This is a genomic window from Bacillus sp. JNUCC-21 (assembly GCF_041222765.1).
In the GTDB taxonomy this organism is placed as follows: domain Bacteria; phylum Bacillota; class Bacilli; order Bacillales; family Bacillaceae; genus Bacillus; species Bacillus velezensis.
Genome location: NZ_CP166019.1, coordinates 2183457 through 2207166, shown reverse-complemented (window position 1 = coordinate 2207166; position 23710 = coordinate 2183457). Strand labels below are relative to the sequence as shown.

The window sequence follows — 23710 nt, the reverse complement described above, 5'->3', positions numbered from 1 at the left end:
AGTTAAAAGCTTGTCTTTTTTTACATACTTTTAGAATAAAAATAAAATAATTAAAAGGAGTGATGGTATGAAAACTGTAAAAGATTATCTTGTTTCCATTTCCAAGCCTCTTGTTGCAATTGAGGAGACTAAACAACGACTTCAAAATGAAATTGAAAACCTTTATAAAGAGCTAGGGAAAGTTGACAAAGAACTCAATGAATTTTATCACAAGCTAGAAGAGGACAAATTTAATGCATCAGAGGGATATCATCTTTCGTTAAAAGGTCAAAAGATATTGAGAAAGAGAAGAAACTTAAAACAAGAGCTCCAATTAATGAACACACTTTTCGGGAGTTTGAATAATAACGGATGGACTCTTGAATCACTAAAAATTGCAGAGTATAAAATTAGCAAAAAGAAAAACAAGCATTTACAGTATGAATCAGTTTAAAACCATAATCCACATTCACATTGTGAATACATATTAAATCCTTATAAGGAGGTGATTAATTGCAACAAAAAGAGCGAGAATTGTTGTCAAAGAAAGAACAGCTTGAAATTGATGTTTTAGAAAAGGAAGCAACTTTACTCCGGCTAGAAGTGGAACAAGAAGATTTCAATCTCCACAAAATTGGGGAGATCGGAGTACTTAAAGATTTTCTTTTATACATAAAGAAATACAGAGCAATGTTTACTTTGCAGCAAGCAGAAGAGTTTAGAAATATGGATGATCGAATGGAAGAAATCATTAGAGTCCATCATGGACAAGTAATTGTTGATGAAGAAGCTTTACAGGGATTTATTGAGGAAATTGAGAATCAAATTAAATTAATATAAATTGGAGGAGATGAGGAATGAAAAACGTAAATCAAACGGTGATCAATAATGCGAATACGGTATTTGAAAAGAAGGACGATAAATATTTCGGCTATAAATCTCGCTTTGGAGATGTCGTTATTGGTGGAGCATATTCGTATAGGTTCGTAGTTCACTACGCAAAAACGAACCAAGACGTTGTTATTATGCCTGGCGATGTGAATACAGTAGCGACTCCGGTCTGTACGACGTTAGAGGAACGTTTATGGAAGCCAGAGAAAACCGCCCAAGCCCGCCGTGATGAAATCGTTAAGCAGGTGAAGGCAGACGTTTGGGAATTAACGAAAAACGGTGATGGAGTCAGATATAAATTAAACGCATTCTACCACGCATCCTGTGAAGTTGAATTCGTAGTAAATCGCCATAAGCGAACTGTTGTCGTCTTGTTGAAAGGGATTCGTACCCGAGAGGTCTACGCAAGAGGAATCGCAAAAGCCGTACCTGACGACTGCTTCAACGTTCACATCGGAAAGGCGATTGCGTTAAGACGTGCGTTAGGCTTGGCGGTGCCAAACCAATACTTGAACGCGCCGCAGCCGACTGATGTTCGTGTGGGCGACGTTGTTAGATCGACAGTGGATAAATCGAAAGAGTACGTAATAGCAAAAGGCGAGAAAGCATGGTGCGATGGTATGGCAGGTCTTTCGTCAATGGCCGCTAAATATGGAAGGATCATTGACGATTCACGCGAAGAGGCAGAGCAGTCTGAATAAAAACGATATCAAAAGAAACATGAGATATGCACATCATTATTAGTATGAGAGAGGAGATACAGATTGGAATGGCTTTGGTGGATATGGGGGATACAACTTTTATTTCTTACTGTTTATACGTTGTTTAATATATTAAAGAATTAAGGGAGGTACTAAAGTGAGCAGGAAAGACGAAATAATTGAGGATATTAGACAGACTGAAGCGGAGATCAATGATCTTTACGAAGAGCTCCACGAATTAAAAAGGGAATTAACAACCTTAGAGGAGGGCGAGTAAATGAACCCGACAAGCACGAAGAAACAGGCAGAGGATAAGGTGCAGGAGTATCACCGATCATTAGTTTGTGATATGGATCGCGCACTTAGCTACGAGGAAGAAAGTAATTTCCGTAGTGTGATTGAAGCGGTAAACTAGCGAAAGGTCAACTCGAAGAAATCCGTCAGCGTGCGACAAAAGCGACAGGCGGTAAATGGGTCGCAGAGGAAAACGACGGACTGATGGATCACCGAACTTACTATCGCATATTTTCAGATATTGAAACGGAATATAGCGAGGTTACATTCCTCATTCATAAATTGGAGAACAAAGAGGACGCAGACTTCATCGCAAACGCACATCAAGACATTCCTAAACTTCTTGATCAAATTTCTTTTCTAAACGAAGTAATATCGAGCTGCCGATGCGCTGAGTGCGGCGACGAATTAGGGGAGGACTGGTCGGTCAACAACGGAATAGCGTTTTGCAATTGCTGTGCTGCACTTAATTCTTTATGAAATCTGTATTTTAAAGAGAAGGTGTTGCAGTGAAAGAGTCGTTGAAGAATGATTTTCAAGAGTTTATGAGTATTGCAAAAAGCTTTCTTGCTGTTTCTGGAGCAGTCTTTTGGTTATTGATAATTTCACTTGTTTTTGCTGGGGGCTATTAAAATGAATCAATCATATAAAGTTAGTCTAGAAAAATTACCAATTGAAAGCTTAGAGAGACTGAAAACAGACATACAAAATAGAATTAATGATGGATTGAGTACCGATAACAATGCATACATAAAAGACCAGAGAAGAAAACTTCAAATTGTTTTAGACGAGCTGATTAGACGAAGTACATTTGTTCACTAAAGGGAGGTGAATACAATGCCAGTAGTACTTTATGGATTTGGAAGAGGAGCATAAAAAGAGAGGGGAACGTTCCCCTCATACATTAATGAAATTGGCCATTCATGCTTTGTTGAGCTAAGCGAACCAAACGTTTTGTAATTTCTCCACCTACTGAACCGTTTGCTCGGCTAGTTGTCTCAGGCCCTAAGTTCACACCGAACTCAGAAGCAATTTCATACTTCATTTGTTCAAGGGCACCAGCAGCTTGAGGCACAAGTAATTCATTGCTGTTGTTTGATCTGTTTTGTTGAGCCATATGATCATCTCCTAAAGTTGTATGTAAACAAGCTTGTTCAATTGTATTGTGTGGAGATGTTTTGAAAATATACACATTAATTTGAATAGAGGTGATTTAAATGACTATTGGTCGTGGAGGATGAATTAACACACACTTTACCATGGGTTTAGATAGGGGGATACATATTGTCACATTCATTTTCAATAGTTCTTAGCAAGAAGCTTCCCTTACGAATGTTGATTAAACGTTGTGAAATCGACTTCAATATACAATTAGATAGACATAAACAAGTAATGGGATTCTCCTCTGGGGTACACGAAGACCTTGGTTTATTTCTAACTATAAGTTCAAGACAAATTGACTTTCGCTTTTTAAATAGTCAAAAATTCGTGGAAGCTCTCGGAAAAGTTGAGCAATTTATCGAAAAGCAATTCCATGATGAGACTGTAGGAGTTATTTATCATGACAACATGACAAGATTAAAAGATATTCCTACAATCAAAATTATTAATCTGAGTTAGGTAGAGGTGAGTAAGCTCTAAAAAAAGAAGGTGATTAAGTTAAAAGAGTATACACATGGGTTTTTAAATGGGTTTTTATACGGTTGTATTTTTATACTAGCTTTCCTGTCTATTACAGTCGTTTTTGTTTTGTGTGTTGCATGCGGCGGCTATTCAATTTAAGGAAAATAAAATTCTAATTTTATACAGAAAGGAAATGATGCTCATGAAAATCAATGAAGTTACTGAGAAGTCTAAAGAAAGAGCAAAAGGGATAGCTGAAAGAGATGGTGGATTTTTAGTTCCTATTTATGCAGTAGTCAAAACCGACGAAGAAGGAAGAGTAATTTCTGTGACACATGACCATTTGAACAGTATTAATACAATTATAAATGAATAAAATGTTGATTTCATTTAGAAGGGATAAATCTCAATGAAAGAAATTGAATTTGATGAAGTTAAGAAATTTGTTGAAGTAATGTCTAGAGAATTTAGATCAACAAAGATGATGAAAATTCACATTAGTTATGCTGAATGGTTAGTTGCAGAAGTCGAACGCTTAAGGGGGTTAGTCAAGTGAGTAATAGTTTAGAGAGTAAGATTAGTATTCATTTCAGTAATGGCTCACATATCGAGTCTAAACAACTCCCCAATACACTAAGGGGATACAATAGTAATTTCTTATGGGGACAAATGCAAGAGAGTACTACAAAGGAGCTTAAATGGTGGGGAGTCACTCTAACTGGAAATCAGAGAGCTGTTAAAGCTCTAAGTGAGTTAATGGACATCAACAAAACACTGTTCGAAAATCTGTACAAAGTGCACGCAAACACAATTGAAGAACATGTAAACAAATTATATGAACAGGTTCCTGAGTATGAGAAGAAGTTTTTGAAGTTTGTCAATGAGCAGATGCCTAATCTGAGGGTGTGCTTACAGTTCGAGCTACCTTATAATCTTCAACTAATATCCAGCATAGAATATGAAATTTACATATCCGATGCCGAAATTGATTGCGAATATCCACATGATGCTAGGGATTGCATTATTACTTTCTTTCAACGGGTACCAGAAATAATCGATTTGCACAAGGAGGGAATGAATGAAGAACGCAATGTCCTGGTTTGATATAAACTTCGAGACTAAAACAGACAATAAAATTGATGGAGCTCTTATGCGGTTGTTTGATCTCATGAAGAAAAGCCTTCATATTTATTTCAATATTGAGAACTCTTCTGATATTCATGAGTTTTTAAAAATCGCTGCAACAAAGAGCAATGTTGATTATTCCTTCATTGAATGGATTAGGGGAAAGGGCATCCCAAGATTAAAGAAAATTAATTTCGAAAATTTACCAAGCAATGACCAATTTCTTGCAATGATTGAGATCGATGAATATTGTCTTAAATGTGAGATGGATTTTAAAGAGCCAGAAGAGGTAAGGGGTTGCATCATCACGATCATTAATAGTATTCAGGAATATACTAATATTTGCAAACAGTTAATCAAAGGGGGCGAATGATCTGATCGTTACAGCTTGGATTTTGTTCGTTGCATTTGGGCTTGTGTTGTTAGCAAACATGGATTCTCAAGGGGATATTAAATTTGCAGTGTATATTGGTGTAATTAAATTTATTTCAGTATTTATTGTTGCAATTGCAGCAGGAGTGATTTGGGGAGGGTTATTTCAATGAAGACTATCAAATTATATGAACTTGTATTAGAAGGCAAAAAACCGATTATTAAATTTAACGATAATGTATATGAATGGATTGAAGAATCAGTCGATCCCATGATGATGGGGAAAATAGTTGGGGCATCAATTGAGCATGATGAGATTAAATTTTTATTAGATTTGAATCCTTTTGAAGCATACAATCGAAGCGTTGCGCGGCATGATTGGAGAGATGATGAAGGGAATAATGTTTTATCATGGTTTGAGACTTCTTTCTATCCGAAAAACGGAATTGCAGCTATTTACTTGCCTATTGATGAAAAAACAGAAATCGCATTTGATTTTATAGAAGAGGATTCTTTATTAAATGAATATGCAAAAAACACTCAAGACATGTCGTATGTTGAATGGCTGGAAAATGAAGTTAAGCAATTAAGGATTAAATAAAATCGGTCTTTTATTTAGATTAAAAATAAAATTAGATGATTAGAGGTGGAGGATAATAGCTGAAGTAAATAATACAATTCAAACACTGTACAACAAAATGGAAAGGCAAATGGTCACGGCTAAGGAAGCTATCAAGAACAAAGAATACGAAAGAGCTCACCGTAACCTAATCAACCTTTCGGATAATAATGAAGAATTGATGCAGGAAATCAGATGGGCTCGGAAAGGGATTAAGATTTAACTTTTCTTCTTTCTTCGTGGTTCCATTCGCATAGCTCTTCAATATTAATTAACATAAAACAGTGTAGCAAAGGTTTATTTTGATATCAATTAATTTTGGTTTCAATATTTTAGGAGAGTGATTGATTGGCAGGTACAAATCAGGGCAAGGTTTTTGAAGCAAATATAGAAAAATCAGCAGCAGATCAAAAGCTGTTCTTTTACAGAATTAAAGATGTAAATCCCGTGTTTTTAAAAAGGGGAGCTGCAGTATCAAAAAACAAATATGATTGCTTTCTGTTCTTTAAGGGATACTTGTTCCCCTTTGAGCTTAAATCAACAAAGGATAAGTCTGTATCCTTCAGTGAAAAGATCATCAAGCCACAACAGATTAAACACTTAAAAGAGGCCACTCAATATCCAAACGTAATCCCTGGGTTTCTGTTTCAATTTAGAGAGCCAGAAAATAAAGTTTATTTCGTACATATCAATGATTTCCTTACATATAAGAACATAGCTGAAAAACAATTGAAACATACATATAAGAATAAAGTAAACAAAGCCAGCATTCCAATTGCAATTTGTGAAGAGATCGGCACAGAAGTCCGTTCGATGAAGAAAAAAGTTAACTATACATATTACTTGAATAAGCTTTGCGATGATTTGATTAAAAAAGAACAGCAGAGTGTGAGCGCTGTATGAGTGAATTCGTTAAATCATCGTCAAAGCAATCGTTTGAAATAGAAAAATATCGTATAACGATTGAAAGCATGAATCAACCATCGGCTGATGCAATTAAGAAAGTGAATCTAAAAGTGAATGAAGTAATGTCTAATTTATTAGCAAAAGAAAAGAGCCATTAAGCCGGCTCTTTTTTTGTTGTACTTAAACTATAATGCTTGTGACGATTATCGGGATGACCTTAATGCCGGTCGCGATGAATCATATTGCCGGCGGGGAAGGCAGCAAGGATTTCGGTGATCCGGCTAACCTTGCCCTCGGATTTACGGTGCTCGTCATCATCGTGCTGCTTTATCGGTTTACAAAAGGATTTTTGAAATCTATTTCGATTTTAATCGGCATTGTCATCGGGACGGCCATCGCATATTTTATGGGAAAAGTGCAATTTGACAATGTGGCGAATGCTGACGCAATTCAAATGATTAAACCGTTTTACTTCGGGACGCCGACATTTCATGCGGCACCGATTATTACGATGTCCATCGTTGCCATTGTCAGCCTTGTTGAGTCAACCGGCGTCTATTTCGCTCTCGGTGACCTGACAAACCGGCGCCTGTCTGAACGTGATTTAGCAAAAGGCTACCGCGCGGAAGGCCTGGCGGTATTCATCAGCGGCATTTTTAATGCTTTTCCGTACACGGCTTATTCCCAAAACGTCGGCCTCGTGCAGCTGACAGGAATTAAGAAAAACGCGGTTATCGGTGTCACGGGCGCACTTTTAATGCTCTTCGGCCTTTTTCCGAAAATCGCAGCCTTCACGACCATCATCCCGTCTTCCGTACTGGGAGGCGCGATGGTGGCCATGTTCGGCATGGTCATCTCCTACGGCATTAAAATGCTCAGTCAAATTGACTTTAAAAAGCAGGAAAACCTTCTGATTGTCGCGTGTTCGGTCGGATTGGGACTCGGTGTAACCGTCGTTCCCGATATGTTTAAGCACCTGCCGTCTTACTTAAATCTACTGACCACAAACGGAATCGTCGCCGGAAGCTTTACCGCCGTCCTTTTGAATATTATTTATAATATGATTCCTAAAACGAAAAAAAACCTTGATGTGACAAGGGTTCAAGAGGGTTAGTCACCCGTTTTTCTTTAAAATAACATCTTATTTTATCCAGATCGAGGATGCTTCCGAAAGTTTGCTGAACTTTTTGCGAGGCATCCTCTTTCATTTATTATTTTCATTGTTTGAAAAGAAACAAATTGAGTGATGAGGCATCCACTTTTTTTGCCGAAAAACCGTCCCGGACTATATGTACGTGAACGAGTATCTTGTGCACGGATCCTTACAAATGAGAGTGAAAAGAAGGGAAAGCCCCTTCTTTTAATTAATCCATCCTTCAAAAGTTGCGCGATAGAACCCTTCGATTATCTCTACTTTCTTAAGGTAATATGTAACACCATTCTTAACAGTTGTATTTGGGATATCCCATCTATGAAGGTAATCCATTGTAAAAGAATCTTTGGTCGCTTGTGTCGAAATTTTTGTTTGAGTTGAGTCGCTATTTGTATGACCAGGGCTAGATGCAAAAGCAGGGGCAGCGGAAACGAGTAAAGCGAGAGACAAGGCAGAACCAGTTAAAACTTTTTTTAATTTCATTTTGAACACTCCTTTGTTTTTTAATACACTTGTATTATTACATACAATACAAAAATAACCAAGGGTTTTTTTGTTAATATTTTGCGAGCGTGAATTTAGTTAGGGGCAATCTTTTCATTCACTGTTGCGGCTTATTTCAGGATATTGATAAGTATATAGAGAAAAAGAGTTGAATATTGCTGGCCTCTGGTGATCTGCAGCTTTTGAGTGAGTGCTAGCTTTAGATATTTCAATGCTTTTCCAACGGGGAAGGTGCGATATGAAATTTAACACTGAAACAATTGTACAAAAGTAAAATCTTTATTTAAAATGTTATAAATACGAATTTTCAATATAGGAGGTTATCTGATGGCAGAAAAGAAAAAAGCTTTAATCATTGTGGATGTACAAAAAGCCTTTGATGATAAAAAGTGGGGAGAACGAAATAACGTAAAGGCGGAAGAAAATATCAGCAAAATACTGAAATTATGGAGAGAAAAAGGATGGACAGTCATATACATACAACATACTTCTGATAAACCTGGTTCTTTATTTTATCCAAAAAATGAGGGGGTTGCTATAAAGGAAATCGTTAAACCTATGGAAAAAGAAGTCATTATAACCAAAAAAGTAAACAGCAGCTTTATTGGGACTAATCTAGAAGAGCTTTTAAAAGCAAATGATATAACAACTGTCGTAATCACTGGCTTGACTACGCCGCACTGTGTTTCAACAACCACAAGGATGAGCGGTAATTTAGGATTTGATACATACCTGATTTCAGATGCAACAGCAGCCTTCGGAATGAGAGATCAAAATGATACATATTATGATGCAGAGACTATTCACAATATATCTCTGGCAACATTGCATGATGAATTTGCCACAATATTAACGACTGATCAATTAATCAATGATTTTATAAAAACAAACTGACTAACATTATGGCTAAGGGCGGCGGTGGATATAGGCGGCTGAAAAGCATATTCAGGCGCATACAAGGACCTCTCGAAAAATACGGGGGTTGCCGACTCTTTTCATCGTCGCAATATCAATTTAAAAAAGGCATCTGCTTCAGATGCTTTTTTTGTTTCTTGTAAACCGGTTTCGGTAAAAATTGGCGGTTAACGGTCTGATTCGGCTTCGGTTTTGAATAACAAAAGGCTTTACTAATCAGCGAATTATTCAAGATTTTTTGGCTTGTGCTGAGTCTGGTGTTTTTTGATTTCCTTGAATATATTGGCTTGATCATCTTTTTGAGGCTGAGGCTCTTTGTTAAGACATTTTGGATCGATCACATTTTTAAGGTCTTTGATGGTTAAAGGCTTACAGTCATCTTTTAATTCGTAACCTAATTGTCCATTAGCTTCTAAAGTGGCATATTTAATTGTGTTTATGTTTGAAATGCCAAGAAGTCTTAAACGCATTTCGAGTTGATCTGCTGTCAGTCTCAGCTTCTTTAAGTTTTCTATATTGAGTTGGCCGTCTTCTATAACGAATTTAGATTTTCCAGTTAAAAAAGATTCAATCCAGTTTACTTTTACTTGAAACCATTCCATCAAAATCAAAGCGCTAAAAAGGATAGACGCAGCGATTAATGTTTTCAATAAACTGGTTTCTAAAATGGGGTGAACGATAATCGTACCGATTGAAATCATGACCATTGTCTGTGCAATGGTCATTTGTGCAATGGATTTTCTCCCTGAAATTCTCAGTAAAATCATTCCGAATGCAATTATAATTAATTCTTCCCAAGCAAATCTCATGTTATCACCCTGGATTGTGTTTTATCAAAAATAAAAGAGCAAGTAAGAGGTTTTATGTGTACTTGCTCACGAAAAATTATTGCCCTTACATTTAATTTTATTCATTTTAGGTGTTTTCCTAACTGGAGAAACTATTCTGCGAGGGTGAATTCATTTCGGAATCTCCAATACAAGAGGCGGCGGTGAATATTGGTGGCTGAAAAGCACACCAAGGAGTATAAGGAGTGCGTAAGGCATGAAATAGAAGAACCTTGCCAAGAAATACGAGTTGTCAATTAACACAATTAAGTCATAGGAAAAGCGGCATGGTTGGGAACAAAAAAGGATGCATACTGAGACATTCTGCTAAAATGCATTGAGGAACAACGGTCTGCTGCTGAGACAGAGCTTGACATACGGTTGCTTAGGATCGCCGCACAACGCTCTTCGATGATCGTGGTTTTTAGGAGGTTAGTAGGGAAAACAACTATGAAAAAAGGGATGAGAGAAAAATCTCTTATCCCTTAGATAATCTTAAAACCAACCTTGGTATTCACCAGTCCATGTACCATCACTGTTCTGCTTGGCATCTTTTAAATAGTATTTAACTCCAGCAAATACTGTTACATTAAGAAGTTCTCCACGTGTATTAGCATTGATGTATATAGTTTTTAACACTGCCTGAGGAGCTGCAGTTTTATGACTCCCGCCATCTGCAGCCGGGCTTGCTGCAAAAGCAGGAGCAGCAGAAACAAGTAAAGCAAGTGATAGAGCTGAACCGGTTAAAACTTTTTTAAATTTCATTTAAAACACTCCCTTTTTTTATTTGATACAACTGTATTATATAACTGTATGTAAAATTTGTCCATATAAACTTATGTTAACTTTTTGTGAATATAAGAAAGTATTTTCCCCCATGAGTTTTATTAACTCGTACCATCTTATTTTAAGCCTCCAGAGTAAGGCATCATCATATGACGTCAAAACTGTTGTATGATACTAGGGAAATCATTTTTAGTCGAAATGAGGAGTTGCATGACATTTACGGAACGGACGGTAGCCATTATCAAACAGATTCCTGAAGGAAAAGTGATGACGTATGGTCAAATTGCCGATCTTGCGGGAAGTCCGCGGGGAGCGAGGCAGGTTGTGAGGATTCTTCACTCCATGAGTAAAAAGCATTGTCTTCCTTGGCACAGGGTCATCAATGCAAAGGGCGAAATCGGATTGAGAGACGAAGAGATGTTTTCTGTACAGAAGCTGTCTCTTGAAGCTGAGGGGGTAGCGGTCACGTCAGACGGACGGATCGATCTCAATTTATACGTCCATGATCCGAATATGTAAAAAAACCTGCCGTATATCGGCAGGTTTTTCAGTTATATGCTTTGAGCCGGCCAGAAAGGTTTTGCCGGATATAAGGCCATTCCTCCCGAAGGATGGAGTAGTAGGCGGTATCTCTGAGACCGCCGTCGACAGCCGGAATGTGTGCGCGGCGGATCCCTTCAAATTGGGCTCCGATCCGCAAAATCGCAGTCCGTGAGCGCTGGTTGCGAACGTCGGTTTTCAGCGTAACCCTGACAGCTTGCCACACGTCAAACGCATGAGTCAGCATCAGAAGTTTACATTCCGTATTGACACCAGTCCGCTGCACGGCAGAGGCATACCATGTGCTGCCAATCTCACACACTTCCGGAGCTGCGTCCGCCGGCCGCGTAAACACTTCCGCATCCATAAACCGCGTGCTTCCGACGATTCGGTCTGTTTCAAGACTCCGTACTGCAAAAGGCAATGCAAGTCTTTTTTCATAATCGGAAAGCGCGCGCTCAATATAACGCTTTGTTTCTTCGATTCCGTCAGGGACATGGGTGTAAGCGTAAGTCGTCCTATTTTCTGAAGCAGCGTCACAAAGTGCCTGAGTGTGATCAATCGTCATCGGCTCTAACTGAACGAGTGACCCTCTAAGAATGACAGGTGTCAGCATCCCAATCACAACCTTTTTTTATGAATGGGTCAAGTATAGTCGAAGGGTTTCTTATTCAAAAGGGCCAATTTCCTATTAAAATGGCATGTCAGTGAAATCCTCGATTCAAACTTATGCATACATTCAGGAAAAAAGCGGGAACCTTTATGTAAAGAGGTGATGGGCATGGCATATGTGTTATCTGTCGGAACGAGCATTCCGAAGTATCATGTCTCGCAAGAAACGGCGGCGGATTTTGCGAGAGGGATGTTTGCCGATTCATTTAAGGATATTGACCGGCTGTTAAAAGCCTTTCAAAACGGCGAAATTGAATCAAGGCAGTTTGTCCGGCCGATTGAATGGTATAAAACGGCACGGGGTTTTTCAGAAAAAAACCGGCTGTATACGGAAGAAACCGTTAAGCACAGTGCGGATGCGGCACTTGATTGTTTAACAAACCCGGATTGTTTAACAAATCCCTTTCCATATGAAAAAGTCAATGCGATCTTTTTTATTTCCAGCACCGGGCTTTCAACACCCAGCATTGAAGCGAAAGTGATGAATCAGCTACCGTTTTCTGCGAAAACAAAACGGATACCGATCTGGGGCTTAGGATGCGCGGGCGGAGCGGCCGGCCTGTCCAGGGCGTACGAATACTGCCGCGCGTATCCTGAAGCATACGTGCTTGTCATCGCGGCTGAACTTTGCAGTTTAACGTTTCAGCCGAACGACAAGTCAAAAAGCAACTTAATCGGAACCTCCCTGTTTGCGGACGGGATTGCCGCATTACTAATCGGAGGAGAAAAGGCGAGCCGAAACGACGTCAAACAGCCGCTTCTTCCGCGGATATTCGCCACCCAATCGGTGATGATGCCGGATGCGGAAGATGTGATGGGCTGGGAATTCACGGACAGCGGTTTTCAAGTCATTTTTTCAAGAGATATTCCCACCCTGGTTTCACAGTGGCTGAAGGACAATGTTGATGAATTTTTATTTGAATATGGTGTCAGTCCTCACGACATTAAAACCTTTCTTGCCCATCCAGGCGGGAAAAAGGTCATTGACGCCTATTTAACGAGTCTTTCAATGGACACCGGTCAGCTTGCGGCATCTCGGAAGGTGCTGCAAAAACACGGGAACATGTCTTCCGCAACTATTTTTCATGTGATAAAAGAACAGTTGCTCCGCGGACGGCAGAAAGAAAACGAGAAAGGGCTGATCGGCGCTCTCGGGCCGGGATTTTCGTCTGAGCTTTTGCTGTTCAGCTGGGACAAGGGGGCTTCTTAATGTTTTGGCTGTTTATCATGCTGCTTGCGGCCCAGCGGATTGCGGAGATGATCGTGGCCCGGCGCAATGAGCAAAAGGTGAAAAAGCTAGGCGCAGTCGAATACGGAGAAGGACATTATCCCTTTCTCGTCCTGATGCACGTGCTCTTTTTTGTCTCTCTTACAGCTGAGGTGGCGGCGTTTCAAAAAACGCTTTCTCCAAGGTGGGCCGCCATTATATGTATCATTTTATTTGTACAGGGGATCAGGTATTGGGCGCTATTATCATTAGGGCGGTATTGGAATACGAAAATCCTTGTCGTGCCGGATGCGGAGCTTGTCAGAAAGGGGCCGTACAGGTGGATGAAGCACCCGAACTACGCGGTCGTCATCTTAGAATTTATTTTTCTGCCGCTGTTATACGGAGCGTATTGGACACTGTTTCTCTTTTCGATTCTCAATGCCTGCATGCTCACTGTGAGGATTCGCGCCGAAGAGAAAGCGCTAGAAGAAAACACCGCAAAATAGAGATTGAAAATCATTCTCACTCATGATAAGATATAAATATGAAAATGATTCTCATTCAAGGTGGTGCCGAAAATGACAATGTTATTTTTATTTGCAGCCGTTTGTACATACAGTGTTTTAATTGGTTTCGTATTGAAAAAAGTTTCGAATAAATCGATGTCTTCTTAAACATCTGCGGTTTTTCCTGCCGCGGGTGTTTTTTCTTTATCAGCTGCCGATATCGGCGGCTTTTTTGCGTTTCCTGAAGAAAAGTGAGCCATTCTTGTGTAAAATGGGGGAGAGGTTTTTTTCAGAGCTTTCTAAAAATGAAAAACGTCATTTGATGCGACAGACACAAAGGGGTAAAGACACATGACAGAAGAAGAACGCCATAACAGGGAGATTTTCAGCAGAACGGGTGCCTTATACGCACAATTTTTGGATCATCAGGATGAAAAACGGGCCGATCAGCTCGCGGCCATTATGAAAAAAGCGGCTGATGAAGAGGTTTATATCGCGTTTACCGGGCATTATTCGGCCGGAAAGTCCTCTTTATTAAACACATTGCTCGGTGAAGACATACTGCCGACAAGCCCGATTCCCACAAGCGCCAACCTCGTTGTCATCCGGCACGGTGAAGATAAAGTCGTGCTTCATACGACGGACGGGGCTTATGCAGAAATTAAAGGAAGTTACGATAAAGAACAAGTGCAGCAATTCTGTAAAGACGGTGAGCAAATTGAAACGGTGGAAGTCTATGCCGGCTTTAAGGAGTCAGAGCCTTATGCGGCCTACATTGACACACCGGGAATTGATTCGACGGACGAAGCGCATTTTTTATCTGCCGCTTCGGTTCTGCATCAGGCTGACGCTTTATTTTACGTCGTTCATTATAATCACGTCCATTCAGAAGAAAATATGCTGTTTCTCAGCTCCATCAAAGACCGTATTCCGAATTTATTTCTGATCGTCAACCAAATTGACAGACATGATGAAACTGAAACGAAGTTTGAAGAGTACCGCAGGCAGGTGGAAGACATGCTTGAAGGCGCGGGAATACCGAAAGAATCGCTTTTCTTTACGTCTGTCACTGAGCCTGACCATCCTTTAAACGGCATGGAACAGCTGAAAAAACATCTGCAGAAGCTGAAACAGCAGGCAAAAACAAATTTATGGTCCTTAACGGAGAGAAAAGTTGCACACTTAGTCAAAGAGCATACAGAGTTGCTCGTAAAAGATGATAAAAACGGCAGCGGAGAGCAGTTTGACAAACAAGAAGCACTTGTCCGTTCTGTTGAAGATGAGCTTAAAAAAGCCGTTCAACAGGCTGAAACAGCAGAGAAAGACATCAGAAAAGACGTGCAGAACATACTGCAAAACGCTAATCTGACACCCTTTGAGATGAGGGAGCTTGCATCTGCTTATATTGAATCACAGCAGCCCTCATTTAAAACCGGATTATTCTTTTCAAAAGCGAAAACAGCTTCGGAAAAAGAAAGAAGGCGTGCTGAATTTTTTGCCGATATTAAAAAAAGAACGGAAGGGGAAGCGGATTGGCATATTATCGACACATTTACGAAAGCGGCCAAGCGGTATGAAGCGGATTCGGACGAACTGATCAAGAAAATCCAGGCGTACCGCACACCGCTTTCTGATGATATCACCGCTCAGGCCCTTAAGCAGGGAGCGGCCTTTTCATCTGAATATGTATTAACTTATACGAAAGACCTCGCTGAAATGATCAGAAGGGAAGCCAAAAGACAGACAGCGGAACTCATTGAGGAGCTGACCGCTTATGTTCAGACAAAAAACGGACCGCTCATTGAGAACTTGAAAAACCGGCTCGAAAAAGAAAAGAAAATAAGGGATGAGCTCGCGCAATCGGCAAAAGAAGAACGCAATGCCTTGGAAAAAGCAGCCCGCGTCCGCGCTTTGTGGGAAGAAGAATTAACCTGTGATACGGGAAGCGGCGACTGGTATACGCGAAAAAAACGCCTTGCAAAAGCGCCCGTCCAAAAGAAACCAAAAGAGGCTGTACAGCATGAAGTAAGCAAGCCCGAAAAAAATGCGATGAAGGAACTTCCTATAAAAGAGCAGACTGATCGGTTCTATGAGCTTGCCGGGATTCTTGAATCCTCAAGCATTTTAGGAAAACAGGCAGAAGCCTTTCGAAGCAGGATTGAGCGGCTTGAAAACCGCCAGTTTACCTTGGCGTTATTCGGCGGATTCAGTTCCGGTAAATCATCATTTGCAAATGCGCTTGTCGGTGAATACGTGCTTCCGTCATCACCGACGCCCACAACGGCTACGATCAACAAAATAACGAAACCGCAAGACGGCAAACCGCATAAATCTGCGGAGATCGTTTTTAAAACGGAGGAGGAGCTGGACGCTGAAATGCTTCAGCTGACTGAGCTGAAAGATGCTGATGTAAAGGGGCGTTCACTGAAAGAGAGATGGAATTATGCCATTAAAAAGGGAAAAGTTCCGGATGAACTCATCCCGGTGATTCAGACGATGCTGCAGGCGTTTGATGCGTATGAAGAACAGATCCGTCAAAGGCTGACACTGACGGTGCCGGTTGAAGATTTAAAACCGTACGCAGCCGAAGAAAAAACGGCCTGCTGCGTAAAAGAAGTCACCGTGTATTATGATTCGCCTCTCACGCAAAAAGGCATCACCATTGTTGATACGCCAGGAGCAAGCAGTATAAACAAGCGCCATACGGAGCTTGCCTTTCAATATATAAAAGATGCTGACGCGTTCTTTTATATGACGTACTATCAGCATTCTTTTTCAAAAGGAGACAGGTCTTTTCTGAAGAAACTCGGCCTCGTCAAAGAATCATTCGGCATGGATAAAATGTTTTTTGTCATTAACGCCGCCGATCTGGCCAAAACCGAAAGCGAGCTGGAAACCGTCAAAGACTATGTCCGCTCAGAACTCTCAAAAGAGGGAATTAACCGGCCGAAATTATATCATGTCTCAAGTAAAGAAGAGCTTGCGGGCAAAAAAGCAACTTTTTATAACAGGTTCTCTGATGTAAGAACCGGGCTTGAGCACTTTATTGAGGAAGATGTAATGAGGGCCAGCTGCGCCCAGCTGAAAACAGAAGCGGACAAATTGTGCGATATGGTGGAACAGCTTCACGAATCTCTTCACCAGTCGGCAGAAGAAAAAGAGAAAAAGAAACAGCGTCTGGAGTCTTCCTATGAAAAAGCTCTCGCTGACATTTCAAAGCGCCGTACGTCTGAGGTCATCATTCGAAAAGTGATGAAAGATACGGAAGAACAGCTCTATCACATTAAACACCGCCTGACGTTTTATGCGAATGATATGCTGAAAAACGCCTTCCATCCGGGTCTTCAAAACGGTGATTGGAAACGAAATATATCAGCGGCGCTGAATGAGGCGCTCAAGGAATTCCGTTTTGAATATATTCAAGAGCTGAAAACGCTCGATATCCGGATGACCGGTTTTATTGAGCGCCATATGACTGAGGAATGGATGGAAAACTGTCAGAAGAAGCTTATGGAAGACGGAGATTTCTCCATTTATGTGAGCGGTGAAAACGAATTTGCCGTTCAGCTGAAAGAGGTCGCTCCGGTCATTGACGTCTCGGCATTCTCACATCACGTAAAGGAAGTTAAATCACCGAAGCAGTTTTTTGAACAGAACGGAAAAGCAGCGTTTGTAGAAGGGCTAAGGCTCAGCCTGCAAAAAGTGACAGAAAAGTGGCTTGAGCAGGAGAAAGAAAGCCTTTCAGAGCGATATGCTGAGCAGGTGCGCCGTCTGCAAGAAGACATGGCGGATAAAAGCCTGTCCCAGATCCGCGAGCAGCGGGACACTTATTTACAAGGTCTTGCGGAAAATACGAGTGCAAGGGAAATTGAACACCTTTACGAAGCCGAAAAAGCATGGAAAAAGAAAGATGAAATGCTGAAAATTTAAAAATCCGGTTGGCGGGCAGATAACAGTCATGGTAGACTAAAATGAAAAAAAGCGAGATGAAACCTTTTATGTCAGAAGTCCATAAAGCAATTTCAGCACATTCCGCAAAACAGCATCAGCACGTCAAAACATTTGTACAGCTTGATTATGAGCGTGAACAGGCCATTGAAGAAGCCATTGTAAAATGCAGACAGAATAAACCGTTCACGACAGATGCCATCAATGGCATCACCGCAAAAATGAACCAGCTGGCGAAAAAGGGCATCGTGCCGCAAAGACGATTCGTAAGTGAAGAGATGGTGAAAGAATTCGTCAGCAGACAGTAATGGATGAACCTGCCGCGTGTGTCATCAGCGCTTGCTGTACATACTATCCGTATCTTCTCTAAAGGGGGATATGACCATGGGCAGAACAAAACTGGGAAACAGAAATGCTCAGCAGAATAACAATGCCAAAAAGAAAAACGGCTTCGGACAGAAATTTGATTCTTATGCCGGCCGTGAAGCTGAAAAGCTGATGGCAAGCAATAAAAGACACGGTGAATAACGTGACGGCAGCATCTTCCAAATGGGGGGATGCTGTTTTTTTACCGCCTTCTTTGGTAAAATAGGAACATTGAATAAAAAGGAGTTTCGATATATGAATAACAAATTACTGCTCGTTGACGGCATGGCGCTTTTGTTCCGCTCGTTTTTCGCGACGGCCGTTCATCGCAATTTTATGATAAATGAAAACGGAATTCCCACAAACGGCGTCAACGGTTTTTTAAAGCATCTTATTACGGCGGTTGATACGTTTCAGCCCACACATGTCGTCTGCTGCTGGGATATGGGAAGCAAAACGTACCGCAATGATTTGTTTCAAGATTATAAGGCCAACAGAAGTGAACCGCCGCTAGAGCTGATTCCGCAATTTGATCTAGCGAAAGAAGCAGCGCGAGAGCTCGGTTTTTTAAACATCGGCATAAAAGGCTATGAGGCGGATGACTGTATCGGTACGCTTTCTGCCCTATTTTCCGGGGAAGCGGAAATTACGATTGTAACGGGTGATAAAGATCTGCTTCAATTGCTGAATCATCAAGTTCGAGTAGCGCTGCTGCAAAAGGGTATCGGCAATTATAAGGTATATACAGATGAGATATTTAGAGAAGAAACGGGAGTTCCGCCAAAAGCGCTGATTGACATTAAGGCGCTGATGGGAGACACGAGCGATAACTATCCCGGCGTTAAAGGGATAGGGGAAAAAACGGCGTACAAGCTGATCCGTGAATACCAAAACATAGACCGGTTATTAGAAAGCCTCGCTCTCTTGCCGAAGGGCCAGCAAACGAAAATTCAGCAAAGCTTGAAAGAATTGGAGCTGTCAAGGCAGCTTGCTGAAATACATTGCGAGGTGCCGTTAGTCTGTACGCTTGAAGAAGCGCTTTTTTCATTAAAGATGGAAGAGGCGGCATTAATGCTCAGACGTCATCAGATAAAAGGAATTGAAAGGATGCTCGAAAAGCTGAACGCCAGAGAGATCAGCTGATCCCTCTAGCGTTTTGTATTGCTTTTTTTTGCGTTGTTTTCAAGGGCTGATTTCGGGTCTTTATGCGCATTTCCTTCCATATTTCCCTGAGGATTCACGCCCCCGGTCAGCCGGCCTTTATTTTCCTTTCTCATAGCTGTTCACCTCATTTGTAGGATGAACAGTGAGACGCAATTTCATTCCGGTTATTTATTCAGCCGAATCGCTTTTTTTGCGAGCTGATCGGCTGTTTGGTTTTGTCTGCCGGGAATCCACTTAATGAAAAACAATGGAAATTCGGCCTTTAAGCGGATGATTTCGTCAACAAACGGCTGGAAAGCCTTGTTTTTAACCGCTTCAAGATCTGCGGCCCGCTCCACGATATCCGAATCCGTCCGGAATGACACGGACTCAAATCCGCGGGCGGCACACAGCTTCATTCCTTCAATTAAAGCGAGAAATTCAGCTTCCTGATTTGATTGGTCGCCGATCGGAATTGAGAAAGATTCTGTTTTCCCGTCATGTTTAATAAAAATACCGATACCGGACGGGCCCGGGTTTCCGGCGCTTGCACCGTCTACATAAATTTCAGCGGGCATCATCCGTCACTCTCCATTCGGTGTCATTCGTTTTGCCGCATACGCATAAGGGACAGAAATGAGTGATACCGCAAATTTAATCAGGTAAGTTGAAATGAAGATGCTGAACCATACTCCCGCGGAATAAACGCCGATAAAGGCCACGGCAGTGAAGATAAATGTATCCAGCAGCTGGCTGAGCGCCGTGCTTCCGCTGTTTCTGAGCCAGAGAAGCCTGTCTGAAGGAAAGATTCTCCGAATGGCTGAATATACATAAACATCTATCGTTTGGCTGAAAATAAAAGCCAAGAGGCTCCCGAGCGCAACACGCGGCAGAAAACCGAAAATCGTCTCAAGGGCAGGCTGTGCGATATCTGACGCAGCCGGTTTATATAAAAGAGCCCCCTGCATGGCGCATGTCAAAGCGAGCAGAGTGGAAAACCCGAGCCAGACGGCTTTGCGCGCTTCCTTGGGACCGTATTTTTCATTCAGCACATCCGTTGCGAAGAAAACGGTGCCGTACATGATATTTCCCAGTGTCGCCGTAAGCCCGAACAGCTCGACTGTTTTGACAACCTGCAAGTTGGCGCACACCGTGGCGAAACCGATCCATACGAATAGGCCCGTTTTGCCAAATCCTTTATAAAACAGAAGAACAATGATAAAATGAATGACCGCAAATAAGATCCATAACACATCGTTAAACAAAACCTGCTGACTTCCTTTCAATTTGAGAATGGTTTGATTATAGCACACGCCCGTCAACTAATGAATGGTAAGGTGATTTCAATGAATCTTAAGCCGTATATCGAAATAGAAGCAAAAGGAACAGGCCCTGTCGCGTTTTTTTCCGAAGATTGGCTGACCGTTCCGAAAGCGCGCATGCTTGCAAGAGAAGTCAGCCGCTTTCCTTATATAAAAGACATTCATTTTGAGGATGAAAAAGGCGCGAGCTGGACGCTTAAAGAATTAGAAAAGCTTACTGAAGAGCTTGCGCACGAACCTGACGACATTACAGTGTATTTCGACGGCGGCTTTGACAAAACAAGCGGACGCGCCGGACTCGGAATTGTCGTGTATTATTCTCTCGGCGGCAAGCGGCACCGCATACGAAAAAACAAAAGCTTAACGCTTCAGACGAACAATGAGGCGGAATATGCCGCTTTATACGAAGCGCTTAAGGAAGTGCAGGAACTTGGCGCAAGCAGAAATTCAATCACGATAAGAGGGGATTCCCTCGTCGTTTTGCATCAGCTTGACGGCAGCTGGCCGTGTTATGATGAAACGCAAAACGAATGGCTGGATAAAATTGAAGCGCTGCTCGAATCCTTAAAGCTGACACCGACATATGAAGCCGTAAACCGAAAGGAAAATCAAGAAGCGGATGACCTTGCCAGAAAAATTCTCTCGGACCGGCAGATTGAAAGCCGCATAACATTAGAAGGTAACGGAGATGACTGATATTGGATAAAAAAAGCATTTATAAAGAATTGACAGAGCTTCAGGATGAATATTGCAAAGACTGTTTCGTAAAAAAGCATTTCCGCAAAGAGTTTGGAAAAACGCACGCTCATTCTTTCTGCATCAACCAATGCACAGTGGGGGAGAAGCTGAAAGCCTACGGCAAGGTGCTGACAAATCAATAAAAAATAAAACCGCAGCTTCTGCGGTTTTATTTTTCGAATTCATCGAGCTGATGCTGGCAATCGTCGAGAAGCATTCGCTGCTTTTGCAGAAAATCCTGGTCGAGAGCTTGCAGTTCACTGGATTGTGACATTGTTCTGGCATCCTGAATCGCCTGGTAAGCAGATTCCACCAAAGTTGAATTTTGGCCCCGGGTAGCCGCTCCCGTTGTTTTCTGGGCCGTTTCCACCGCTAATTCAAGCTGGCGTTTATCCGTCAGTCCGTTTGGGAAAAATTCAGAGTCCATTAAAAAACACCTCCGCAAATAGTTTGGAGATTTTTTTTAGAAATATGTACGGAAAATAGAAAAAAATATAGAAAATAAGCCGATATAACTATTGAACCTGATTAATTAGGGCTTATTTACTATTATTCAGGGTATCTTGGGAGAGAAGGGAAAAACCAGCCGTGAATGATAAAGATTTAAAAACAATCCTTCAGCAGACATTTAAAGAAATATACGGTGATTTGGGAAGTTTAGCGGAAATGGCAAAAAAAGGAATGCCGTCAATGGAGAAACAAATTGAAGAAATTGAGCAGCGCTGCAAGCAGAATCTTGTCGCAATTGAGATTCAGACGGCAATCAAATAGGAGAGGCATACGCCTCTCCTCTATTTGTCATCTGATCAACATGTATTGAGTTTAGAGTTTTACAACATTAGAAGCTTGAGGTCCACGATTACCTTCGACAATTTCAAAAGAAACTTCTTGTCCTTCTTCTAATGATTTGTATCCTTCTCCTTCGATAGCAGTGAAGTGAACAAATACGTCGTCTCCGCCTTCAACTTCGATGAAGCCGAATCCTTTTTCGTTATTGAACCATTTTACTTTACCGTTTTGCATATTGCTTAATTCCTCCTAGTACTGTAGCACCTTCGTGCTAAAAAAAATTTTGTCATCATCCAACCGTACGTATGTAAACGTTGTTAAATGATGGTTCAACTATACACCATATGGGAGCGGACGTCAAGCGGCCGCTCCCTATTTTTTATCTTTATTTTTCCAGTCACAAAGCTTAACCGAAAAAAACAAAAAGCACACGAATCGTTCGTGTGCTTTTCTCTTACGATAATGCCATATCCGCCTTTTCGGCCATCATTTCAGATTCTTTTATAATGTCCTGCAAAATGACTTCAGAGGAGTTAGGGAGGTGCAGGCTTTTAATATTGTCCTTCATCCGGTTCAGCTTCTCCTCATCCGCGAGAAGGGAGGTGACAGACTCTAAAATTTCTTCGTGGCGGTTGACCACGACAGCCGCACCGCGATCTTCAAAGAAAATGGCATTTTCTTTTTCCTGCCCGGGAACCGGTTTGTACAAAATAACGGGTACTCCGATCGCCGTCGCTTCCGTCAGTGTGATGCCGCCCGGTTTCGTGATCATACAGTCCGTAATACGGAACAGCTCGTCAATTCTTTCTACATAGCCCAGAACTTTCAGCCGGTCGGCATTGTCACCTTCCAAGCTGCTGAGGGATTCTTTCAGCGAGCTGTTTTTGCCGCATACCACCACAACCTGCACCTGATCGTCATGAACGAGATTTTCGCACAGTTCTTTTACGTTTTTCAGCACACCATGCGCTCCCGCCATAATAAGAAGAACTTTTTTGTCGGGAGAGAGATTGTATTTTTTATAAATCGGCTCTTTCGGCATCGATTCCTCGAATTGAGGCCTGATGGGAATGCCCGTGATCTTTACGTTGTTCGGGTGAGTGCCGATTTCAATCAGTTTTTCCTTCACGTAATCTGTGGCGACATAATATTTATCAACATTTTCATGAACCCAGATTTTGTGAAGGCAGAAATCGGTCATAACGTTGAACGTCGGGATCACTTTTCCGGTTCTCCGTCTGTATTCCGGTACGACAATCATCGGAAATGTATTGATAATAATGTCCGGCTTATGCTCTTCGACGAGCTGGCCTAAACGTTTATTTCCCATTTTAAAATAAATATTGAATTTGCGTTTATTATAGATTTTGTCAACTCCGTAATAAAACAAACGATAAAACTGTTTCCCGATTGAGAAGCTTTTTAAATAAAGGTATTGAGTAACCTCTGAAACAATCGGATTTGACTCTTGATACAAATTGGAAACCGTCACATCTAAGCCGAGACGCAGACATTGTTCGTAGAGCGTTTTGGCCACTTGAACATGCCCGTTTCCGTAATTTGCAGTCAAAATTAATACTTTTTTATTGGTATTCAAGTAAATTCACCTCAATGTAATCAACAACAAGCAAGCTTCATGCATCGTAAGGAGTTATTGTCTATAGATAAACATAACACAAGTGCATCATTTTATAATAAGCGCGGCAACATATTTAAACTAAATTTAATTGATATGTTCCATTATTTTAAAGTTTTGTTATACGCATACTGAATCAAGAGTA

At 41.2% G+C, this 23710-nt stretch carries 36 protein-coding genes and 2 pseudogenes; 26 read left to right on the top strand and 12 right to left on the bottom strand.

Translation table 11 applies throughout. The features are described 5' to 3' along the window. Positions 1–67 precede the first annotated feature (67 nt). The 6 genes from JNUCC21_RS10815 to JNUCC21_RS10790 all read left to right on the top strand — a co-directional run bounded on the left by JNUCC21_RS10815 (position 68) and on the right by JNUCC21_RS10790 (position 2687). A complete protein-coding gene (locus JNUCC21_RS10815) occupies positions 68–433 on the top strand; it encodes a hypothetical protein (protein WP_369878112.1) in 366 nt (121 codons plus the stop codon). A 59-nt stretch (positions 434–492) separates the two neighbouring features. Further along, positions 493–819 (top strand): hypothetical protein, encoded by a 327-nt coding sequence (locus JNUCC21_RS10810; protein WP_369878111.1) that lies wholly within the window; start codon positions 493–495, stop codon positions 817–819. A 17-nt stretch (positions 820–836) separates the two neighbouring features. Continuing rightward, positions 837–1571 carry a hypothetical protein gene (locus tag JNUCC21_RS10805; RefSeq protein WP_369878110.1) on the top strand — a complete coding sequence of 245 codons (735 nt, stop codon included), beginning with the start codon at positions 837–839 and terminating at the stop codon, positions 1569–1571. A 277-nt stretch (positions 1572–1848) separates the two neighbouring features. Then, entirely contained in the window at positions 1849–1986 is a 138-nt protein-coding gene (locus JNUCC21_RS10800) for a hypothetical protein (protein ID WP_369878109.1), read from the top strand. A gap of 388 nt (positions 1987–2374) precedes the next feature. Next, positions 2375–2497 (top strand): hypothetical protein, encoded by a 123-nt coding sequence (locus JNUCC21_RS10795; protein ID WP_257784844.1) that lies wholly within the window; start codon positions 2375–2377, stop codon positions 2495–2497. Between the two features lies 1 nt (position 2498). After that, entirely contained in the window at positions 2499–2687 is a 189-nt protein-coding gene (locus tag JNUCC21_RS10790; protein WP_038458499.1) for a hypothetical protein, read from the top strand. A gap of 82 nt (positions 2688–2769) precedes the next feature. On the opposite strand, the gene JNUCC21_RS10785 is transcribed toward JNUCC21_RS10790, so the two are convergent. After that, complete coding sequence (locus JNUCC21_RS10785) at positions 2770–2982, bottom strand: alpha/beta-type small acid-soluble spore protein (RefSeq protein ID WP_042976081.1); 213 nt, start codon at positions 2980–2982, stop codon at positions 2770–2772. Between the two features lie 167 nt (positions 2983–3149). On the opposite strand from JNUCC21_RS10785, the gene JNUCC21_RS10780 reads away from it, so the two are divergent. From JNUCC21_RS10780 to JNUCC21_RS10745, 8 genes and pseudogenes are all read left to right on the top strand, one after another. Beyond that, a complete protein-coding gene (locus JNUCC21_RS10780) occupies positions 3150–3485 on the top strand; it encodes a hypothetical protein (RefSeq protein WP_068947578.1) in 336 nt (111 codons plus the stop codon). A gap of 205 nt (positions 3486–3690) precedes the next feature. Continuing rightward, entirely contained in the window at positions 3691–3864 is a 174-nt protein-coding gene (locus JNUCC21_RS10775) for a hypothetical protein (protein WP_181816560.1), read from the top strand. A gap of 33 nt (positions 3865–3897) precedes the next feature. After that, positions 3898–4044 carry a hypothetical protein gene (locus JNUCC21_RS10770; protein ID WP_094246823.1) on the top strand — a complete coding sequence of 49 codons (147 nt, stop codon included), beginning with the start codon at positions 3898–3900 and terminating at the stop codon, positions 4042–4044. Next, positions 4041–4592 carry a hypothetical protein gene (locus tag JNUCC21_RS10765; RefSeq protein WP_197200289.1) on the top strand — a complete coding sequence of 184 codons (552 nt, stop codon included), beginning with the start codon at positions 4041–4043 and terminating at the stop codon, positions 4590–4592. Before JNUCC21_RS10770 ends, JNUCC21_RS10765 begins: the two co-directional genes overlap by 4 nt. Next, complete coding sequence (locus JNUCC21_RS10760; RefSeq protein WP_197200288.1) at positions 4567–4986, top strand: hypothetical protein; 420 nt, start codon at positions 4567–4569, stop codon at positions 4984–4986. The genes JNUCC21_RS10765 and JNUCC21_RS10760 overlap by 26 nt, the downstream gene beginning before the upstream one ends. 168 nt (positions 4987–5154) lie before the next feature. Beyond that, positions 5155–5586 (top strand): hypothetical protein, encoded by a 432-nt coding sequence (locus tag JNUCC21_RS10755; RefSeq protein WP_160342484.1) that lies wholly within the window; start codon positions 5155–5157, stop codon positions 5584–5586. 366 nt (positions 5587–5952) lie between these two features. Next, positions 5953–6507, top strand: a complete 555-nt coding sequence (locus JNUCC21_RS10750) for a Holliday junction resolvase RecU (protein WP_125122771.1) — start codon at positions 5953–5955, stop codon at positions 6505–6507. Positions 6508–6703: 196 nt separating this feature from the next. Continuing rightward, positions 6704–7624, top strand: a pseudogene (locus JNUCC21_RS10745) (nucleobase:cation symporter-2 family protein); the annotation flags it as partial. 246 nt (positions 7625–7870) lie between these two features. Here JNUCC21_RS10745 and JNUCC21_RS10740 read toward each other — a convergent pair. Then, entirely contained in the window at positions 7871–8146 is a 276-nt protein-coding gene (locus JNUCC21_RS10740; protein WP_015417694.1) for a hypothetical protein, read from the bottom strand. Positions 8147–8494: 348 nt separating this feature from the next. On the opposite strand from JNUCC21_RS10740, the gene JNUCC21_RS10735 reads away from it, so the two are divergent. Next, positions 8495–9061 carry a cysteine hydrolase family protein gene (locus JNUCC21_RS10735; protein WP_012117823.1) on the top strand — a complete coding sequence of 189 codons (567 nt, stop codon included), beginning with the start codon at positions 8495–8497 and terminating at the stop codon, positions 9059–9061. Between the two features lie 245 nt (positions 9062–9306). Here JNUCC21_RS10735 and JNUCC21_RS10730 read toward each other — a convergent pair whose 3' ends face one another. Beyond that, positions 9307–9891, bottom strand: a complete 585-nt coding sequence (locus tag JNUCC21_RS10730) for a DUF421 domain-containing protein (RefSeq protein WP_025284908.1) — start codon at positions 9889–9891, stop codon at positions 9307–9309. 513 nt (positions 9892–10404) lie between these two features. Then, entirely contained in the window at positions 10405–10674 is a 270-nt protein-coding gene (locus tag JNUCC21_RS10725; RefSeq protein WP_015240073.1) for a hypothetical protein, read from the bottom strand. A gap of 231 nt (positions 10675–10905) precedes the next feature. Here JNUCC21_RS10725 and JNUCC21_RS10720 point away from each other — a divergent pair, with 231 nt between their 5' ends. After that, complete coding sequence (locus JNUCC21_RS10720) at positions 10906–11214, top strand: MGMT family protein (RefSeq protein WP_369878108.1); 309 nt, start codon at positions 10906–10908, stop codon at positions 11212–11214. 28 nt (positions 11215–11242) lie between these two features. On the opposite strand, the gene JNUCC21_RS10715 is transcribed toward JNUCC21_RS10720, so the two are convergent. Beyond that, entirely contained in the window at positions 11243–11851 is a 609-nt protein-coding gene (locus JNUCC21_RS10715; protein ID WP_015240071.1) for a GNAT family N-acetyltransferase, read from the bottom strand. A 165-nt stretch (positions 11852–12016) separates the two neighbouring features. Between JNUCC21_RS10715 and JNUCC21_RS10710 the strand changes: the two genes are divergently transcribed. From JNUCC21_RS10710 to JNUCC21_RS10680, 7 genes are all read left to right on the top strand, one after another. Beyond that, positions 12017–13117, top strand: a complete 1101-nt coding sequence (locus tag JNUCC21_RS10710) for a type III polyketide synthase (RefSeq protein ID WP_369878107.1) — start codon at positions 12017–12019, stop codon at positions 13115–13117. Further along, the gene (locus JNUCC21_RS10705; RefSeq protein ID WP_060562806.1) at positions 13117–13623 is read left to right on the top strand and encodes an isoprenylcysteine carboxyl methyltransferase family protein; all 507 of its coding nucleotides are present in this window, start codon (positions 13117–13119) and stop codon (positions 13621–13623) included. The genes JNUCC21_RS10710 and JNUCC21_RS10705 overlap by 1 nt, the downstream gene beginning before the upstream one ends. A gap of 72 nt (positions 13624–13695) precedes the next feature. Beyond that, entirely contained in the window at positions 13696–13791 is a 96-nt protein-coding gene (fbpC, locus tag JNUCC21_RS10700) for a Fur-regulated basic protein FbpC (protein WP_025284905.1), read from the top strand. 183 nt (positions 13792–13974) lie between these two features. Further along, on the top strand, positions 13975–17553 hold the full coding sequence (locus JNUCC21_RS10695) for a dynamin family protein (RefSeq protein ID WP_072589188.1): 3579 nt from the start codon (positions 13975–13977) through the stop codon (positions 17551–17553). 68 nt (positions 17554–17621) lie between these two features. Further along, on the top strand, positions 17622–17879 hold the full coding sequence (locus JNUCC21_RS10690) for a YpbS family protein (RefSeq protein WP_012117818.1): 258 nt from the start codon (positions 17622–17624) through the stop codon (positions 17877–17879). A 76-nt stretch (positions 17880–17955) separates the two neighbouring features. Next, positions 17956–18099, top strand: coding sequence for a hypothetical protein (locus JNUCC21_RS10685; protein ID WP_003153570.1), 144 nt, complete (start codon positions 17956–17958; stop codon positions 18097–18099). A 93-nt stretch (positions 18100–18192) separates the two neighbouring features. Next, complete coding sequence (locus JNUCC21_RS10680) at positions 18193–19080, top strand: 5'-3' exonuclease (RefSeq protein ID WP_025284902.1); 888 nt, start codon at positions 18193–18195, stop codon at positions 19078–19080. A gap of 5 nt (positions 19081–19085) precedes the next feature. Here the strand turns inward: JNUCC21_RS10680 and sspL are convergent, their stop codons facing one another. Genes sspL through JNUCC21_RS10665 form a run of 3 tightly spaced genes read right to left on the bottom strand, consistent with a single transcriptional unit; the run spans position 19086 to position 20345 of the window. Next, positions 19086–19214, bottom strand: a complete 129-nt coding sequence (gene sspL, locus JNUCC21_RS10675) for a small, acid-soluble spore protein L (RefSeq protein WP_003153575.1) — start codon at positions 19212–19214, stop codon at positions 19086–19088. A 51-nt stretch (positions 19215–19265) separates the two neighbouring features. Next, positions 19266–19658, bottom strand: a complete 393-nt coding sequence (locus tag JNUCC21_RS10670; protein WP_039255083.1) for a reverse transcriptase-like protein — start codon at positions 19656–19658, stop codon at positions 19266–19268. A 6-nt stretch (positions 19659–19664) separates the two neighbouring features. Beyond that, on the bottom strand, positions 19665–20345 hold the full coding sequence (locus JNUCC21_RS10665) for a queuosine precursor transporter (protein WP_369878106.1): 681 nt from the start codon (positions 20343–20345) through the stop codon (positions 19665–19667). Between the two features lie 81 nt (positions 20346–20426). Here JNUCC21_RS10665 and JNUCC21_RS10660 point away from each other — a divergent pair, with 81 nt between their 5' ends. After that, positions 20427–21098 (top strand): ribonuclease H family protein, encoded by a 672-nt coding sequence (locus JNUCC21_RS10660; protein ID WP_094032304.1) that lies wholly within the window; start codon positions 20427–20429, stop codon positions 21096–21098. A 2-nt stretch (positions 21099–21100) separates the two neighbouring features. Then, a complete protein-coding gene (locus tag JNUCC21_RS10655) occupies positions 21101–21283 on the top strand; it encodes a zinc-finger domain-containing protein (protein WP_003153581.1) in 183 nt (60 codons plus the stop codon). Between the two features lie 26 nt (positions 21284–21309). Here the strand turns inward: JNUCC21_RS10655 and JNUCC21_RS10650 are convergent, their stop codons facing one another. After that, positions 21310–21567: a DUF2564 family protein gene (locus tag JNUCC21_RS10650; protein WP_007409519.1), complete on the bottom strand. Its 258-nt coding sequence runs from the start codon at positions 21565–21567 to the stop codon at positions 21310–21312. 161 nt (positions 21568–21728) lie between these two features. On the opposite strand from JNUCC21_RS10650, the gene JNUCC21_RS10645 reads away from it, so the two are divergent. Next, positions 21729–21911 (top strand): hypothetical protein, encoded by a 183-nt coding sequence (locus tag JNUCC21_RS10645; RefSeq protein WP_012117812.1) that lies wholly within the window; start codon positions 21729–21731, stop codon positions 21909–21911. A gap of 51 nt (positions 21912–21962) precedes the next feature. Here the strand turns inward: JNUCC21_RS10645 and cspD are convergent, their stop codons facing one another. The 3 genes and pseudogenes from cspD to JNUCC21_RS10630 all read right to left on the bottom strand — a co-directional run bounded on the left by cspD (position 21963) and on the right by JNUCC21_RS10630 (position 23526). Continuing rightward, on the bottom strand, positions 21963–22163 hold the full coding sequence (gene cspD / locus JNUCC21_RS10640; RefSeq protein ID WP_003153604.1) for a cold-shock protein CspD: 201 nt from the start codon (positions 22161–22163) through the stop codon (positions 21963–21965). Positions 22164–22178: 15 nt separating this feature from the next. After that, positions 22179–22290 (bottom strand): annotated as a pseudogene (locus tag JNUCC21_RS10635) (hypothetical protein); the annotation flags it as partial. Between the two features lie 93 nt (positions 22291–22383). After that, positions 22384–23526, bottom strand: a complete 1143-nt coding sequence (locus JNUCC21_RS10630) for a diglucosyl diacylglycerol synthase (RefSeq protein WP_015417683.1) — start codon at positions 23524–23526, stop codon at positions 22384–22386. Between the last annotated feature and the right edge of the window lie 184 nt (positions 23527–23710).

Bases quoted from the DNA above. Each gene is read 5' to 3' on its own strand.
- JNUCC21_RS10660 (WP_094032304.1), top strand. From the start codon at position 20,427: ATGAATCTTAAGCCGTATATCGAAATAGAAGCAAAAGGAACAGGCCCT.
- fbpC (WP_025284905.1), top strand. From the start codon at position 13,696: ATGACAATGTTATTTTTATTTGCAGCCGTTTGTACATACAGTGTTTTA.
- JNUCC21_RS10730 (WP_025284908.1), bottom strand. From the start codon at position 9,891: ATGAGATTTGCTTGGGAAGAATTAATTATAATTGCATTCGGAATGATT.
- JNUCC21_RS10690 (WP_012117818.1), top strand. From the start codon at position 17,622: ATGTCAGAAGTCCATAAAGCAATTTCAGCACATTCCGCAAAACAGCAT.
- JNUCC21_RS10740 (WP_015417694.1), bottom strand. From the start codon at position 8,146: ATGAAATTAAAAAAAGTTTTAACTGGTTCTGCCTTGTCTCTCGCTTTA.
- JNUCC21_RS10670 (WP_039255083.1), bottom strand. From the start codon at position 19,658: ATGCCCGCTGAAATTTATGTAGACGGTGCAAGCGCCGGAAACCCGGGC.
- JNUCC21_RS10770 (WP_094246823.1), top strand. From the start codon at position 3,898: ATGAAAGAAATTGAATTTGATGAAGTTAAGAAATTTGTTGAAGTAATG.
- JNUCC21_RS10805 (WP_369878110.1), top strand. From the start codon at position 837: ATGAAAAACGTAAATCAAACGGTGATCAATAATGCGAATACGGTATTT.
- JNUCC21_RS10715 (WP_015240071.1), bottom strand. From the start codon at position 11,851: ATGCTGACACCTGTCATTCTTAGAGGGTCACTCGTTCAGTTAGAGCCG.
- JNUCC21_RS10725 (WP_015240073.1), bottom strand. From the start codon at position 10,674: ATGAAATTTAAAAAAGTTTTAACCGGTTCAGCTCTATCACTTGCTTTA.
- JNUCC21_RS10785 (WP_042976081.1), bottom strand. From the start codon at position 2,982: ATGGCTCAACAAAACAGATCAAACAACAGCAATGAATTACTTGTGCCT.
- JNUCC21_RS10790 (WP_038458499.1), top strand. From the start codon at position 2,499: ATGAATCAATCATATAAAGTTAGTCTAGAAAAATTACCAATTGAAAGC.
- JNUCC21_RS10720 (WP_369878108.1), top strand. From the start codon at position 10,906: ATGACATTTACGGAACGGACGGTAGCCATTATCAAACAGATTCCTGAA.
- JNUCC21_RS10800 (WP_369878109.1), top strand. From the start codon at position 1,849: ATGAACCCGACAAGCACGAAGAAACAGGCAGAGGATAAGGTGCAGGAG.
- sspL (WP_003153575.1), bottom strand. From the start codon at position 19,214: ATGAGAAAGGAAAATAAAGGCCGGCTGACCGGGGGCGTGAATCCTCAG.
- JNUCC21_RS10705 (WP_060562806.1), top strand. From the start codon at position 13,117: ATGTTTTGGCTGTTTATCATGCTGCTTGCGGCCCAGCGGATTGCGGAG.
- cspD (WP_003153604.1), bottom strand. From the start codon at position 22,163: ATGCAAAACGGTAAAGTAAAATGGTTCAATAACGAAAAAGGATTCGGC.
- JNUCC21_RS10760 (WP_197200288.1), top strand. From the start codon at position 4,567: ATGAAGAACGCAATGTCCTGGTTTGATATAAACTTCGAGACTAAAACA.
- JNUCC21_RS10755 (WP_160342484.1), top strand. From the start codon at position 5,155: ATGAAGACTATCAAATTATATGAACTTGTATTAGAAGGCAAAAAACCG.
- JNUCC21_RS10650 (WP_007409519.1), bottom strand. From the start codon at position 21,567: ATGGACTCTGAATTTTTCCCAAACGGACTGACGGATAAACGCCAGCTT.
- JNUCC21_RS10685 (WP_003153570.1), top strand. From the start codon at position 17,956: ATGGGCAGAACAAAACTGGGAAACAGAAATGCTCAGCAGAATAACAAT.
- JNUCC21_RS10680 (WP_025284902.1), top strand. From the start codon at position 18,193: ATGAATAACAAATTACTGCTCGTTGACGGCATGGCGCTTTTGTTCCGC.
- JNUCC21_RS10710 (WP_369878107.1), top strand. From the start codon at position 12,017: ATGGCATATGTGTTATCTGTCGGAACGAGCATTCCGAAGTATCATGTC.
- JNUCC21_RS10735 (WP_012117823.1), top strand. From the start codon at position 8,495: ATGGCAGAAAAGAAAAAAGCTTTAATCATTGTGGATGTACAAAAAGCC.
- JNUCC21_RS10815 (WP_369878112.1), top strand. From the start codon at position 68: ATGAAAACTGTAAAAGATTATCTTGTTTCCATTTCCAAGCCTCTTGTT.
- JNUCC21_RS10775 (WP_181816560.1), top strand. From the start codon at position 3,691: ATGAAAATCAATGAAGTTACTGAGAAGTCTAAAGAAAGAGCAAAAGGG.
- JNUCC21_RS10695 (WP_072589188.1), top strand. From the start codon at position 13,975: ATGACAGAAGAAGAACGCCATAACAGGGAGATTTTCAGCAGAACGGGT.